This is a genomic window from Azospirillum sp. Sh1 (assembly GCF_008365135.1).
Classification (GTDB): Bacteria; Pseudomonadota; Alphaproteobacteria; order Azospirillales; family Azospirillaceae; genus Azospirillum; species Azospirillum oryzae.
On the sequence record NZ_VTTK01000015.1, the window covers coordinates 92,530 to 106,005 of the forward strand.

The 13,476-nt window shown below is 69.2% G+C and carries 15 protein-coding genes; 10 read left to right on the top strand and 5 right to left on the bottom strand.

Annotated features, from left to right (window positions below; translation table 11 throughout):
- Positions 1–30 precede the first annotated feature (30 nt).
- Positions 31–756 carry a nucleotidyltransferase family protein gene (locus FZ029_RS16915; protein WP_149270309.1) on the top strand — a complete coding sequence of 242 codons (726 nt, stop codon included), beginning with the start codon at positions 31–33 and terminating at the stop codon, positions 754–756.
- A 172-nt stretch (positions 757–928) separates the two neighbouring features.
- Positions 929–2,023 (top strand): UDP-2,4-diacetamido-2,4,6-trideoxy-beta-L-altropyranose hydrolase, encoded by a 1,095-nt coding sequence (gene pseG / locus FZ029_RS16920; protein WP_149270311.1) that lies wholly within the window; start codon positions 929–931, stop codon positions 2,021–2,023.
- Between the two features lie 12 nt (positions 2,024–2,035).
- On the opposite strand, the gene FZ029_RS16925 is transcribed toward pseG, so the two are convergent.
- Complete coding sequence (locus FZ029_RS16925) at positions 2,036–2,545, bottom strand: RT0821/Lpp0805 family surface protein (RefSeq protein WP_109154987.1); 510 nt, start codon at positions 2,543–2,545, stop codon at positions 2,036–2,038.
- A 180-nt stretch (positions 2,546–2,725) separates the two neighbouring features.
- On the opposite strand from FZ029_RS16925, the gene FZ029_RS16930 reads away from it, so the two are divergent.
- The 8 genes from FZ029_RS16930 (at position 2,726) to FZ029_RS16965 (ending at position 9,719) form a co-directional block, all read left to right on the top strand.
- Positions 2,726–4,351: an acyl-CoA synthetase gene (locus FZ029_RS16930; protein WP_149270312.1), complete on the top strand. Its 1,626-nt coding sequence runs from the start codon at positions 2,726–2,728 to the stop codon at positions 4,349–4,351.
- Between the two features lie 4 nt (positions 4,352–4,355).
- Positions 4,356–5,093, top strand: coding sequence for a sulfite exporter TauE/SafE family protein (locus FZ029_RS16935; RefSeq protein ID WP_149270314.1), 738 nt, complete (start codon positions 4,356–4,358; stop codon positions 5,091–5,093).
- 42 nt (positions 5,094–5,135) lie between these two features.
- The gene (locus tag FZ029_RS16940) at positions 5,136–5,840 is read left to right on the top strand and encodes an ABC transporter ATP-binding protein (RefSeq protein ID WP_149270316.1); all 705 of its coding nucleotides are present in this window, start codon (positions 5,136–5,138) and stop codon (positions 5,838–5,840) included.
- A 123-nt stretch (positions 5,841–5,963) separates the two neighbouring features.
- Positions 5,964–6,959: an ABC transporter substrate-binding protein gene (locus FZ029_RS16945; protein ID WP_149270319.1), complete on the top strand. Its 996-nt coding sequence runs from the start codon at positions 5,964–5,966 to the stop codon at positions 6,957–6,959.
- Between the two features lie 18 nt (positions 6,960–6,977).
- Positions 6,978–7,742 (top strand): ABC transporter permease, encoded by a 765-nt coding sequence (locus FZ029_RS16950; RefSeq protein ID WP_247892337.1) that lies wholly within the window; start codon positions 6,978–6,980, stop codon positions 7,740–7,742.
- 34 nt (positions 7,743–7,776) lie between these two features.
- Complete coding sequence (locus tag FZ029_RS16955) at positions 7,777–8,454, top strand: ABC transporter ATP-binding protein (protein WP_247892338.1); 678 nt, start codon at positions 7,777–7,779, stop codon at positions 8,452–8,454.
- A gap of 155 nt (positions 8,455–8,609) precedes the next feature.
- On the top strand, positions 8,610–9,008 hold the full coding sequence (locus FZ029_RS16960; RefSeq protein WP_247892339.1) for a DUF2946 family protein: 399 nt from the start codon (positions 8,610–8,612) through the stop codon (positions 9,006–9,008).
- 183 nt (positions 9,009–9,191) lie between these two features.
- Positions 9,192–9,719: a copper chaperone PCu(A)C gene (locus FZ029_RS16965; protein WP_149270322.1), complete on the top strand. Its 528-nt coding sequence runs from the start codon at positions 9,192–9,194 to the stop codon at positions 9,717–9,719.
- Between the two features lie 63 nt (positions 9,720–9,782).
- Here the strand turns inward: FZ029_RS16965 and kdgT are convergent, their stop codons facing one another.
- From kdgT to FZ029_RS16985, 4 genes are all read right to left on the bottom strand, one after another.
- Positions 9,783–10,799: a 2-keto-3-deoxygluconate transporter gene (gene kdgT / locus FZ029_RS16970; RefSeq protein ID WP_149270324.1), complete on the bottom strand. Its 1,017-nt coding sequence runs from the start codon at positions 10,797–10,799 to the stop codon at positions 9,783–9,785.
- Positions 10,800–11,103: 304 nt separating this feature from the next.
- Entirely contained in the window at positions 11,104–11,472 is a 369-nt protein-coding gene (locus tag FZ029_RS16975) for a response regulator (RefSeq protein WP_149270326.1), read from the bottom strand.
- Complete coding sequence (locus FZ029_RS16980; RefSeq protein ID WP_149270328.1) at positions 11,469–13,001, bottom strand: HWE histidine kinase domain-containing protein; 1,533 nt, start codon at positions 12,999–13,001, stop codon at positions 11,469–11,471. Before FZ029_RS16980 ends, FZ029_RS16975 begins: the two co-directional genes overlap by 4 nt.
- Positions 13,001–13,474 carry a response regulator gene (locus FZ029_RS16985; RefSeq protein WP_109156130.1) on the bottom strand — a complete coding sequence of 158 codons (474 nt, stop codon included), beginning with the start codon at positions 13,472–13,474 and terminating at the stop codon, positions 13,001–13,003. Before FZ029_RS16985 ends, FZ029_RS16980 begins: the two co-directional genes overlap by 1 nt.
- Positions 13,475–13,476: the final 2 nt, after the last annotated feature.

The following is a 13,476-nucleotide window of genomic DNA, read 5'->3' on the forward strand; positions in this document are numbered from 1 at the left end:
CGAGGCGGAGTTCAAGGGAAAGGACGGTCGGTGCGGTCTGAGGACGCTCTTGCCAACATAGACGTCGCGGTGCTTGCCGGCGGGCTGGGCACACGCATCCGGGGCGTTCTGGGTGACACGCCGAAGGTCCTGGCCCCGATCGCGGGCCGCGCCTTCCTCGGCCACCTCCTGGATTACCTGTCGACCTACGGATCGCGCCGGGTGGTTTTGTGCCTGGGCCATCTGGCCGACCGGGTGACCGCATGGCTCGCCCGCGGCGATTCCGCGGGCACCATCGACGTGGTCTGCCAGATCGAACCGCGCCCGCTCGGCACCGCGGGCGCGCTCGGCTATGTCCGCAAGGAACTGCGCAGCAGCACAATTTTGGTGGTGAACGGCGACACCTTCCTCGACGCCGACCTGCGCGCCTTCATCGCCTCGCACCGGTTATCGGGGGCGGAAGCGTCGGTCCTGTGCGTGACGGTGGAGGACGCCTCCCGGTTCGTGCGGGTGGAGATCGGACCGGACAGCCGCGTCCGCCGCTTCCTGGACAAGGCGCCGGGGGCCGGCACCATCAACGCCGGCGTCTACCTGTTCTCGGCCGCCTTCCTCGACCGTTTCATTGCGGCGGGTGCGGTATCGCTGGAACGCGACGTGCTGGAAAAGCTGCCGTCTGGCACACTGAACGCCCATGTCGCCAAGGCCCGCTTCCTCGATATCGGCACGCCGGAAAGCCTCGCCACCGCCGCCAGCGTCATCGCCGGCCGCGAGTCCTGACGGGGAGGCTGGTCGGGAGCCCCGGCGGCCGCAATTTACCTCCGCCCACGCGACCGTCTGCCACTGGACTCGCGCAAAGTGCCGGGCCAAGATGCGCACCGACTCGACATCGTGCGCAATGGGTGCTTGCGCCGGGGCCGGGTCGCCACGCCGATTTCTCCGGACCAGTGCCATGGCCGTCATCCTCATCCGCGCCGACGCGTCGCCGACCATCGGCACCGGCCATGTCATGCGCTGCCTCGCCGTCGCGGAAGCCTTGCGCGACCAGGGGCACGAGGCGCTGTTCGCCGCCGTCGAATCCACCCCCGCCATCGACCGCCGGCTGTCGGCGGACGGCTTCCGTCATGTCTCCATCGCCGGACCGGTGGGGCAGGCGGCGGATCTGGCCGCCACCCGCTCGCTCTTGCGGCGGGAACACGGCATGGCGGTGATGCTCGACGGCTACCGCTTCGGCGAAGCCTACCGCGTCGGGCTGCAGGCGGCCGGCGCGCGGGTGCTGGCCTGGGACGACCTTGGCGACGGCACGCCGCTGCACGCCGACCTCGTCGTCAACGCCGCACCGCAGGCGGCGTCCCTTCCCTATGACGCGATGGCGCCCGGCGCCGTCCTGCTGCTCGGCCCCGGCTACGCCCCCTTGCGGCGGGAGGTGCGGCTGGCGGCTCAGGAACCGCGGCGGACCATCGCCGACCGGCCGGTGCTGCTGGTGACCTTCGGCGGCTCCGACCCGCTCGGCCTCACCGGACCGGTTCTGCAGGCGCTGGCGAAGGAGCGGCCGGACGGCTGCCGGATCGTCGCCGTTGTCGGCGGCAGCAACCCGCGAGCAAACGAGGTTGCGGCCGCGGTGGCGGCGCTCGCCGCCGATGGCGTTTCCGTGGAGATCGATTGCCCGCGCATGGGCGCGCTGATGGCCGACTGCGGTCTGGCAGTGTCGGCCGGCGGCGGCACCATGGGGGAACTTGCCGCGCTGGCGGTGCCGACCCTGCTGGTGGTCACCGCCGACAATCAGGCGATGGCCAGCGGCGACGCCGCCGAACTCGGCTGGTGCGCGGCCGTGGACGCCCGCGGCTGCGATCCCGCCAAGGCGGCGGCGGTCATCGCCGGGCGGGCGCTCGCCCTATGGGCCGACGCCGGGCAACGGCAGCGGATGCAGGATGCCGCCACGGCGTTGCCGCTGGACGGCGACGGGGCGGTACGCATCGCCAGCGCCCTCACCGGCCCGGCACCCAAGTCCGGCAGCGCCGCCCGGCGGCGGGCGGCGCTGGCCTGAAGTCCTCTCCCGTCAGCTGACCACGCGCCACGTGCCGTCCGGCTGCTGGCAGGCGGTGCCGAAGCCCTGCTGGGTGCGGCCCTGGACCACGATGGTGGTCTGGTATTCGCGGCACAGCTGGCCCTGCGGCCCGGTGCCCTCGCGCACGGGCGTGTAGCTGCCGTAATTGCCGGTGTCCGGATTGTTCCAGCGCACGGTGCTGCCGGTCGGCGCGCTGTAGGCATTGACCGCCGCCTGCTGGGCATAATTCTGGTCGGCACGGTCGAGCGAGGCGCCGGCCGCATTGCCCAGTGCCGCACCCAGCAGCGTGCCGACGCCAACCGCTACCAGCTTGCCGCTGCCGCCGCCGAAGCGCGAACCGGCCAAACCACCGACCACGCCGCCCAGCACGGTGCCGGCCGTCTGCTTGTTGGCGCTGACGCCGCCATAGGAATCGCCGTAGCCGGGCTGGGCGCAGCCGGCAAGCGGGGCCGCAAGCAGGCTGGCGGACAGCGCGGCGGCGAGGAAGGGGCTGGCTTTCATGGTGGCTCTCGTCCTGTTGGGTCCTGTTGGGGGCGGCACGAAACAGTTCGTTCCTGACGCCATCAACATGGCTGACCCGCATCTTATTCCCGGTGCGTGACGCGGTGCCTCGCTTGCCCCTATGATCGGGCCAAAGGTTCCACAAAGGAATCGACGACAAACCCTTGGGAGGGAACGAACATGCTGCCCAACGCGGACAGCTATGAAGGGGTGTCCCGCGCCTTTGCCTGGCGCGTGCCCGACCGCTACAACATCGGTGCCGACGTCTGCGACCGCTGGGCGGAAGCGGATCCCGGCCGCATCGCCCTGATCCACAAGCGGCGCGACGGCGGGATCGAGGAGTACCGCTTCGCCGACATCCGCGCCTTGTCCAACCGCTTCGCCAATGCGCTGGCGGCGCAAGGCGTGGCCCGCGGCGACCGGGTCGGCATCCTGTTGCCCCAGGCACCGGAAACCGCGATCAGCCATGTCGCGGTCTACAAGCTGGGCGGCATCGCGGTGCCTCTGTTCTCGCTGTTCGGGGTGGAGGCGCTGGAATACCGGCTGGCCAACTGCGGCGCCCGTGCCGTGGTCACCGACGCCGCCGGGGCCGCCAAGATCGCCCAGATCCGCGACCGGCTGCCGGAACTGCGCGCCGTCTTCCGCGTCGACGGGTCCGGCCCCGGCTGCCTGGACTGGCATGGGCTGTGCGACGCGGCGTCCGACAGCTTCACCCCGGCCGACACCGGGCCGGACGATCCGGCGCTGATCATCTACACCTCTGGCACAACCGGCCAGCCGAAGGGGGCGCTGCATGCGCACCGGGTGCTGCTGGGCCATCTGCCGGGCGTGGAGATGTCGCACGACCTGTTCCCGCAGCCGGGCGACCGCATCTGGACGCCGGCCGACTGGGCGTGGATCGGCGGCTTGCTCGACGTGCTGCTGCCGGCCTGGCACCACGGGGTCACGGTGGTTTCCCACCGCTTCGAGAAGTTCGACGCCGAGGCCGCCTTCGCTTTGCTGGCCGAATTCCAAGTGCGGAACGCCTTCCTGCCGCCGACGGCGCTGAAGATGATGCGGGCGGTGAAGAACCCGCGGGCGCGCCATCGCATCGACATGCGATCCGTCGCCAGCGGTGGCGAGACGCTGGGCGCCGGGCTGCTCGACTGGGGGCGCGAGACCTTCGGCGTGACGATCAACGAGTTCTACGGCCAGACCGAATGCAACATGATCGTCTCCTCGGCCGCGACGCTGATGACGCCGAAGCCCGGCATCATGGGACGTCCGGTCCCCGGCCATGACGTGGCGGTGATCGACGGGCAGGGCAACCGGCTACCGCCGGGGCAACTCGGCCTGATCGCGGTCCATCGGCCGGACCCGGTGATGTTCCTCGGCTATTGGAACAACCCCGACGCCACCGCTGCCAAGTTCGTTGGGCCTGGGGGCGACTGGCTGGTCACCGGCGACCAGGGGGAGTTGGACGAGGACGGCTATATCCGCTTCGTCGGGCGGGACGACGACGTCATCACCTCGGCCGGTTACCGCATCGGCCCCGGCGAGATCGAGGACTGCCTGATCGGCCATCCCGCCGTCCGCATGGCGGCGGTGGTCGGCGTGCCCGACCCGTTGCGCACGGAGATCGTCAAGGCCTTCGTCGTGTTGCAGGAGGGGGTGACGCCGGACGATGCCCTGGTCGCCTCGATCCAGGAGCATGTCAAGACGCGGCTGGCTGCCCATGAATATCCGCGATCGATCGAATTTCTTGAAAGCCTGCCCATGACCACCACCGGCAAGATCATTCGCCGGGAGTTGAGGAATCGCTCGTAGTATCATGACAGAATTGATTTTATTGGCCGCGGCCTTTCTGGCCGGGGCAATGAATGCCGTTGCCGGCGGGGGAAGTTTCCTGACCCTGCCGGCCCTGATCTACGCCGGTGTGCCGCCGGTCGCCGCCAACGCCACCGGCACGGTCGCGCTGCTGCCCGGTTATGCCAGCGGTGTCTATGGCTATCGCCAGGACCTGACGCCGGTCGGCACGCTCAGCCTGCCGCTGCTGTCGGCGGTCAGTCTGGTCGGCGGGTTGGCCGGGGCCGGGCTGCTGTTGGTCACTCCGGATTCGGTGTTCCGCGGCATCGTGCCCTGGCTCCTGCTGCTGGCCACGGGGCTGTTCGCTTTCGGCAATATGCTGGCGCAGCGGCTGCGCAGCCTGGGACTGCACGGCAACGGGGCGATGCTGGGTACGTTGTTCGTCGTCTCGGTCTATGGCGGCTATTTCAACGGCGGGCTCGGCATTCTCCTGCTGGCGCAGCTGAGCCTGTTCGGCATGACCGACCTCAACGCGATGAACGGGCTGAAGAACCTGTTCTCCGCCGTGCTGACCGCCATCGCCGTGGTGGCCTACGCAGCGGGCGGGGCGGTGGAATGGCCGAAGGCGCTGCTGATGGTGGTGGCCGCGGTCGCCGGCGGCTATGTCGGCGCCCGTCTGGGGCGGAAGATCCCCAAATCGATCCTGCGGGCCGGAATCATCGCCGTCGGTCTGGTGATGAGTGCGGTGTTCTTCCTGAAATGATCGCGCTATAGAGGGCGCTCCCCGCCTTTTGGACCTGCCGCCATGCTGACCGTATCCGATCTCGACCTGTACTATGGCGACGCCCAGGCGCTCGACGGCGTCACGCTGCAGGTGGCGGCGGGGCAGACCACCGCCATCGTCGGCGCCAACGGGGCCGGCAAGACATCGCTGATCCGCGCCATCTCCGGCATCCTGAAGCCGGCGCGCGGCAGCATCCGCTTCAAGGACCGCGAGATCGCCGGCCTGCCCAGCCATGTCGTCTGCGATCTCGGCATCGGGCAGGTGGCGGAGGGGCGCCAGATTTTCCCGACGCTGAGCGTGCGGGAGAATCTGGAGATGGGCGCCGTCATCCCGCGCGCCCGCGCCGGTGCGCGCCAGACCTACGACCGGGTGCTGGACCTGTTCCCGCGCCTGCGCGAACGGCTGGATCAGGCGGCCGGCACCCTGTCCGGCGGCGAGCAGCAGATGCTGGCGATCGGCCGCTGCCTGATGGGCAAGCCGGACCTCATCATGTTCGACGAGCCGTCGCTCGGCCTGTCGCCCGCCCTGGTGCAGGAACTGTTCCGCATCATCCGGGCCCTGGCGGCCGACGGCATGACGATCATCCTGGTCGAACAGAATGTCGCCGCCTCTCTGCGCATCGCCCAGACGGCCTACGTGCTGGAGAATGGCCGCGTGGTCCTGTCGGGTACGGGGGAGGCGCTGCTGGCCGACCCGGCGGTGAAGCAGGCCTATCTGGGGCTGTGAATCCGACACGGCTCCACCGGCGATACCCCCCTTATCCTCCTATCGTTGAATATACGAACCATCTACAGTCCCCATAAGCTGGCAGTCCAAGAATGATCGGCCAGAAATAATTGGGCGGGGACCATGGCGGCAGGCTGCACCAGACGGACGACATTGCTGGCGGCCGGCGCACTGCTGGCGTCGGCGACGCTCCGGCACGCCGCAGCCGCCGACCGGCCGGTCGTCCGTGCCGGGATTCTGAAGTTCGGCACGGTCAGCTGGGAACTCGACACCGTCCGCGCCAACGGGTTCGACAGGCAGGCCGGCATCGAGCTGCAACTGGTGGAACTGGCCGGCAACCCCGCCACCCAGGTGGCGCTCCAGGCCGGCGGGGTCGATATCATCGTCTCCGACTGGCTGTGGGTGTCGCGGATGCGCAGCAAGGGCGAGGCGCTGTCCTTCATCCCCTATTCGACCGCCCTCGGCGCACTGGTGGTTCCGGCCGGCTCCGCCATCGGCGGGATCGGCGACCTGCGGGGCAAGCGCATCGGGGTCGCCGGCAGCCCGCTCGACAAGAGCTGGCTGTTGCTGAGGGCCTTGGCCGCCGACCGGTATGGGCTGTTGCTCGACCGCGACGCGCAGCCCTTCTTCGCCGCAGCGCCCCTGCTGAACAGCAAGATCGCCGACGGCGACCTGGATGCCGTGCTGACCTTCTGGCCCTTCGCCGCCCGGCTGGAGGCGAAGGGCATGCGCGTGACCATGACCGTTACCGACATGCTGGAGGCGCTGGGTCAGCCGGCGACGGTGCCGTCCATCGGCTATGTCTTCCGCGAGGATTGGGCGCGCGCCAACCCGGCGGCCCTCGCCGGCTTCCAGGCGGCGACCAGCAAGGCGAAGACCCTGCTGGCGGAGTCCGACGCCGCCTGGGAGCGGCTTGCCCCGCTGATGCAGGCGGAGGACGACGCCACTTTCCGCACCCTGCGCGACCGCTACCGCGACGGCATTCCGCGCCGCTGGACGGAGGAGGAGCGGGCGGGTGCCGCAAAGCTCTACGCGCTGCTAGCGCGGCTGGGCGGGCGGGAACTGGTCGGCGACGCGCCCGCCATCGCCCCCGGCACTTTCTGGACCGGCGGGGCCTGAGCGGTGCGGCGTGCCCTGATGCCCCTCCTGATGCCCGCCCTGATGCCGTTGGCGTCGATCCTGCTGCTGCTGGCCGTCTGGCAGGCGGCGGCGCTGACGGTCGGCGGGCGCCTGCTGCCGGGACCGGTGGTGGTGGCCGACGCCCTGCTGCGCGAGGCGGAGAGCGGGGCGCTGTTCCATCACATGGGCGTCACGCTGCTGCGTGTGCTGGCGGCCTTCGCGCTCGCCATGTCGATCGGGGTCGGGCTCGGCCTGCCGATGGGGCGGTCGCCCTTCATCGATCGGCTGTTCGGCCCCTGGCTGGTCTTCTTCCTGAACCTGCCGGCGCTGGTGGTCATCGTGCTGGCCTATGTCTGGTTCGGATTGACCGAGGCGGCGGCCATCGGTGCCGTCGCGGTCAACAAGATTCCCAACACGGTGGTTCTGGTGCGGGCCGGTGCCCGCGCCATCGACGAGGGGCTGATCGACATGGCCCGCGTCTACCGCCTGTCGCCCGCGGACCGGCTTCGCCATGTGCTGCTGCCGCAACTCACCCCCACCATCGCCGCGGCTGCGCGGTCCGGCCTGGCACTGATCTGGAAGATCGTGCTGGTGGTCGAACTGCTGGGCCGCAGCGACGGTGTCGGATTCCAGATCAACCTCCTATTTCAGACCTTCGATGTCGCAGGAATCCTGGCTTACACCATCGCGTTCGTGGCCGTGGTCCAGCTTCTGGAATACGGCGTCCTGCAGCCGGTCGAGCGCAGATGCCAGCGCTGGCGGCGGATGCCCGCTGAAGCTTGAGATCCGCTCCAAGCGCTTCGGCGCGGTGGAGGCGGTGCGCGGCCTGACCCTGTCCGCCGCGGCGGGGGAGGTCGTGGCGCTGGTCGGCCCCAGCGGCTGCGGCAAGACGACCGCGCTCGGCATCGTCGCCGGGCTGGACCGTGCCTTCGACGGCGTGGTGGAGGTCGGGGCGCGGCCGGACGGCGGGCCGGCCCGGCTCGGCTATGTCTTTCAGGAGCCGCGCCTGCTGCCCTGGCGAACCGTGCGGCAGAATCTGGCGCTGGTCCTGCCGCGTGCGCAGCGCCGCGGCCCGGCGGTCGACGCCATGCTCGACGCGCTGGAGCTGACGCCCTTCGCCGACCGATTTCCGACTCAGCTGTCGCTGGGCATGGCGCGGCGTGTGGCGCTGGCCCGCGCCTTCCTGGTGGAGCCGGACCTGCTGCTGATGGACGAACCCTTCGTTTCGCTGGACGAGCCGACGGCACTTCGCTTGCGCACGCTGCTGTCACAGTTGCTGGATCGGCGGCCGGCCACCGTCCTGCTGGTCACCCACAATCTGCGCGAGGCTCTTGCGCTGGCCGACCGGCTGCTTCTGCTGGCACCGTCGCCCGGCCGGGTGGTGGCGGAGGTGCCGGTGACCGTCCCCCGCGCCGCCCGCGACGACGCCACCATCGAGGCGTTGCGCCGCGACCTGCTGTCCCGGCCGGAGCCGGCCTTCCGGCTGCTGGCCTGACCCTTCGCGGCTTGTGGGTTCATTTGCCGCTCGTCCGTTTACAAATGCTGCGGTATCTTGCCTCGCTGCCGGGTACGTCCGGCGATTGCAGCGGGTGGCGGAGCCGGATGGCTTTCGGACGATCAACAGTGCGGCGGGTGCGGCGACTTGGCCTGATGGCCGGGATGGCCGCGCTGTTGCTGCAGGTCATCGCCTGGGGCTGGATGCCGATGATTCCGGGAACCGCCCGTGCCGGAGAGACCGCCTCGCTGCCGATCTGTTCCTCCGGCGGCCTGACCACCATCCAGGTCGATGCCGCCGTTTATGGAATCGGCGAGTTCGGGCTCGCGTCCGATGACGGCGACACTGACAAATCACCGGATCACGCGCCGTCCGGCACCGGCCACTGCCCGCTCTGCCCGCTGGTGGCCGGGCTGGCCTTGCCGCCGCCGCCACTGACCGTCGGCCCGGCTCTTGCCATGGCCAGCGATTCCCGCTTGCTGCCGGGGGAACGGATCGCCGCCGGCTGGTTCCTGTCGACCCTCCAGGCCCGCGCTCCCCCGTCGCTCGCCTGATTTTCGCGGCTGCTCAGCCATAGCAGCCGCGCGCATCGCCACGCCCGCTCTCCGTCCGGATCGGTGCGCTTGGCGGTCTATCGACGCATTCCAACGCGCAACCTTCCAATTCACGCCCCGCGGCATACCCGGCCGCGGCGGCTCCCCCTTGCTGTTCACATCCGCATTCCAGGAGAAGAGTCCATGAAGCGCATTCTCGGCATCGCCGCTGCCCTGGCCCTGTTCGGTGCCGTCCCCGCCCTGGCCCACAGCTACAAGGCCGGCCCGATCGAGATCGGCCATCCCTGGGCGCGCGCCACCGCACCGTCGGCTCCGAACGGCGGTGCCTATCTGTCGCTGACCAACACCGGCAGCACGGAAGACCGTCTGGTCTCCGCCTCCACCCCGGCCGCGGAGAAGGCGGAGTTGCACACCCATCTGAACGAGAATGGCGTGATGAAGATGCGGGAGGTTCCGGCCATTCCCGTCGCGCCGGGCGAGCAGGTGAAGCTGGCGCCCGGCGGGCTGCACATCATGCTGCTGGGCCTCAAGAAGCCGCTGGAGAAGGGCGCCCGCATCCCCATGACCCTGCATTTCGAGAAGGCCGGCACCGTCGATGTCGAGATCGCCGTCGAGGCGGCCGGACAGGGCGCGCCTCAGACCGAAGGGCATATGGGCGCCATGGGCGGCGCCGGCCACGGCCACAACGCCGAACCGGCCAAGAAGGAGTGACGCGAAAGGCCGCCGGCGGGGAACCGCCGGCGGCCTTTCTTAGCCGTGTTGTATTGGCCCCGGTCACTCGGCGGGAGCGACCCCCACCGGCTGGGAGAGCTTGGCGGCTTCGGCTGCCTGATAGCGGGGCGACAGCACGCCGAAACGGCGCGCCCACCATGCCGTCAGCGGCGGCGTCAGCAGGGCCGTGACCACCACGCTGGTGGCGATCAGCGCCGTGGCGGACGGGGCGACCGGCGCGAACGTCGGCTCGATCGACGCGATGATCGGCGGCACCGTCACAGCCGCACCGGCGGTGGAGGCGGCACCGATGCCGGCCGTGCCGTTGCCCTTCGCCAGCAGGATGTCGGCCATCACCAGCATGAAGCCGGTGACGACGATCACGCCCAAGCCCAGCACGATGCCAAGCAGCCCGGTGTTGAGGATCGTCGAGAAGTTCAGGTTGTTGCCCAGCGCGAAGGCGAAGAACGGCACCATCACCGAGACGCCCTGGGTGAAGAACGCACGCAGGTCCTTGTCCAGATTGCCCAGCGCGAAGCCGATCAGGAAGGGCAGCAGGGCGCCGACCATCGTCTGCCAGGGGAAGGCCGCCAGCCCGGCGATGCCCAGCGTCACCATGGTCATGAAGGGCCCGGATTCCAGGCACATCAGGCAGAAGGCGCCCGCCTCCTCCTTGGTGCCGTACTGCTGCATCAGCGCCATGTACATGCCGCCGTTGGTGTCGTTCATCACCGCGATGATCGCCAGCACCGACAGGCCGGAGAAGAAGCCGGACGTGATGCCCTCCGCCGGGATGAACCAGGAGGCGATGACGCCCGCCATGGCGGCGGTGAGGATCTTGACCGACACCAGCACGCCGCTCTTGCGCAGGACCAGCGGCGTTGCCTTCAGGCTGATGCTGGCGCCGATGCAGAAGAACCACACCGACAGGATCGGCAGCGTGCCGGTGATCAGGCCGTTGGTGAAGGAGCCGAAGAATTTGCCCGTGTTGGGAGCGAGCGTGTTCAGGCAGGCGCCGAGGAACAGGGGAAGGATCATCATCCCGCCGGGGATGCGGTCGATCCGGGATTTGATGTTCATGGCCGACACTCCTTAGAAATTCATCCCGTCGCCGCCGCACCCCACTGGCGTCGGGCATGCTTCAGCGGCCGTCTTTTTGTCAGGACGGCACGCCAGGCGCCGTCAAGTGCATACTAGTATACAAGTTACGCGACCACTGTCAAAGCGACTGATTGTCAGCCGCGACACGTTGTCGCGTTTGAGTAGGGAGGGAGTGGGAGAGAGCGGCTTTCCGGACCGCGATAAGACGCACAAACTCGATCGGCTCCTTCGCAGGAGCCGATTGAAGAGGCGCTTGGGTGTTCGGATTGGACCTGCCGGCCCGTCAGCGCGGGCGGTGGCGGGCCAGGGCGTCGGTGATGTCGAGGTCGCGGAACGGCTTTCCGATCACCGGGCGCTCACGGTGGGCATCAGGAAGCCCCTCGGCCCCATGGCCGGTGGTGAAGATGAAGGGGATGCCGGCGGCGGCCAGTCGGTCGGCCACTGCGTCGACCCGCTCGCCACGCAGGTTGACGTCCAACAGCGCGATGTCGAAGCCGCCCGCCTCGATCATTTCCAGGGCCGCTGAAACCGAACCGGCCGGACCGATACAGGTGACACCCTGGTCGAGAAGGGCATCCTCCAGGCTCATGGCGATCAACGGTTCGTCCTCGACGATCAGGACGGTCAGGTTCGACAGGTTCGCGTCGGTCACTGCGGGTTCACTCGCGACGACAATGGGATTACCAGCCGGCATCGCACGCCGGAGGGGTCGAAGGCAAGGGCAACATCGCCTTCCAACTCATGCGCCAGACCGCGCTCGATCAGGCGCGAGCCGAAACCGCGACGGGTCGGCGGCACCACCGGCGGGCCGCCGCTCTCGCGCCAGCGCAGAACCAGCGCGCCCGCGGCGGTGCGGGAGGAATGCCCGGAGCCGGCATGGCTCGCCACCCCATCCCGTGCAGCCGGCACGGCCGGCGGCGTGATCTCCCAATCCAGATCGATGCGGCCGCTCTCCGCCGACAGGGCGCCGTATTTCGCGGCGTTGGTGGCGAGTTCGTGGAAGGCGAGATGCAGCGACACCGCCACGCCGGTGGTCAGGTTGACCGGCGGGCCGCCGACCCTGACGCGGCCGGCATCGACATGCGGCTCCAGGGTGAGGGCGGCGATCTCGCTCAGCGAAGCGCCCTGCCAATGGCGGCGGGTCAGCAGGTCGTGCGCCTGGGCCAGGGCGCGCAGCCGCGACTGGAAGGCATCGGGGAAGGCCTCCACCGACGGGGCCGCGCGCAGGGTCTGCTTGGCGATCGACTGCACCATCGCCAACGTGTTCTTGACCCGGTGGTTCAGTTCCTCCAGCAGCAGGAGCTGCCGTTCCTCGGCCCTCTTGCGGTCGGTGATGTTGAGCGAAACGCCGGCCAGGCCGGTCGGCGTGCCGTCCTTGTCATAGACGGCGCGCCCGCGCACCTGGACCCAATGGACACTGCCGTCGGGCCAGATCGTCCGGTATTCCATGTCCAGCGGCAAACCGCTGGTCACCGCCTGCCGGACCATCGCCTGCTGGGTTTCGCGGTCGTCGGGATGGACGCGCTCCAGCAGCCGGTCATAGGTGGCGATATCCGCCGGATCGGAAATCCCCAGATTGGCGGCGCAGATCGACGAGACACGCAGCCGGTTGGTCGCCAAAGTCAGCTCCCAGGAGCCCAGCCGCCCGGCCTCCAGCGCGAAGCGCAGACGCGCCTCGCTCTCGGCCAGGGCTGCCCGCTTGTCGGCCAGCTCGTTGCGGTCGCGCGCCTCCACCAGGGCGCGGCGGACCACGACCTGCAGGCGCTCCATGCGCAGCTTCACCACATAGTCGGTGGCGCCCTTCTTCAGCGCCTCGATGGCGTTCTCCTCGCCCAGCATGCCGGACACGAAGATGAAGGGGACGCGGGGCAGCCGGTCGCGCGCGATCGCCAGCGCCGACATGCCGTCGAAATCCGGCAGGTCGAAGTCCGACAGGATCAGGTCGTAGGGACCCCCGTCGGCGATGGCGTCGATGAAGGCCTGCCGCGTCTCGACCCGGTGGATGTCGAACGCGTGGTCGTCGATCATCTTCAGATGTTCGCACACCAGATCGGCGTCCATGCCGCTGTCCTCCAGCAGCAGGACACGGCACGGGATCGGCCGGCCCGGATCGGCCGGTCCGCCATCCGCGAAGGGAGAACCGGCGTAATGGCCGGCGGAAGGTTCCATCACCTGCGTCATCAGCTGCCGCGCGGCCTCCGGGGATGACAGCCGGGCGGCGGTTCGTTCAGGATCGCCCAGAAACTTCCTATGTCGCGGATCGCGTCGAAAAACTCCTTGAAGCCGACCGGCTTGACCACGAAGGCGTTGACCCCCAGGCGGTAGCTGCGGACGAGGTCCTGCTCCTCCTTGGACGAGGTCAGCATGACGACGGGAATGGCGCGGGTGCTGTCGTTGGCCTTGATACGCTGCAGCACCTCGATCCCGTCCACCTTCGGCAGCTTGATGTCCAGGATGATGACGGCCGGGTATTTCGGGTCGGTCGGCTTCGACACCGCCTGCCCATCCTCATGGAACAGGTAGGACAAAGCCTCCGCCCCGTCGCGGGCGACGACGATGTCGTTGGCGAGCTGCGCCTCGGCGAAGGCCTCCAGCGTCAGTTCCAGGTCCTTCGGGTTGTCCTCGACCAGCAGGATCGGTTTCAGCGTGGCCATGG

Coding starts and splice junctions, on each gene's coding strand:
- pseG (WP_149270311.1), top strand. CDS start 929: ATGGCCGTCATCCTCATCCGCGCCGACGCGTCGCCGACCATCGGCACC.
- FZ029_RS16925 (WP_109154987.1), bottom strand. CDS start 2,545: ATGAAAGCCAGCCCCTTCCTCGCCGCCGCGCTGTCCGCCAGCCTGCTT.
- FZ029_RS16930 (WP_149270312.1), top strand. CDS start 2,726: ATGCTGCCCAACGCGGACAGCTATGAAGGGGTGTCCCGCGCCTTTGCC.
- FZ029_RS16935 (WP_149270314.1), top strand. CDS start 4,356: ATGACAGAATTGATTTTATTGGCCGCGGCCTTTCTGGCCGGGGCAATG.
- FZ029_RS16940 (WP_149270316.1), top strand. CDS start 5,136: ATGCTGACCGTATCCGATCTCGACCTGTACTATGGCGACGCCCAGGCG.
- FZ029_RS16945 (WP_149270319.1), top strand. CDS start 5,964: ATGGCGGCAGGCTGCACCAGACGGACGACATTGCTGGCGGCCGGCGCA.
- FZ029_RS16950 (WP_247892337.1), top strand. CDS start 6,978: ATGCCCCTCCTGATGCCCGCCCTGATGCCGTTGGCGTCGATCCTGCTG.
- FZ029_RS16960 (WP_247892339.1), top strand. CDS start 8,610: ATGGCCGGGATGGCCGCGCTGTTGCTGCAGGTCATCGCCTGGGGCTGG.
- FZ029_RS16965 (WP_149270322.1), top strand. CDS start 9,192: ATGAAGCGCATTCTCGGCATCGCCGCTGCCCTGGCCCTGTTCGGTGCC.
- kdgT (WP_149270324.1), bottom strand. CDS start 10,799: ATGAACATCAAATCCCGGATCGACCGCATCCCCGGCGGGATGATGATC.
- FZ029_RS16980 (WP_149270328.1), bottom strand. CDS start 13,001: ATGACGCAGGTGATGGAACCTTCCGCCGGCCATTACGCCGGTTCTCCC.
- FZ029_RS16985 (WP_109156130.1), bottom strand. CDS start 13,474: ATGGCCACGCTGAAACCGATCCTGCTGGTCGAGGACAACCCGAAGGAC.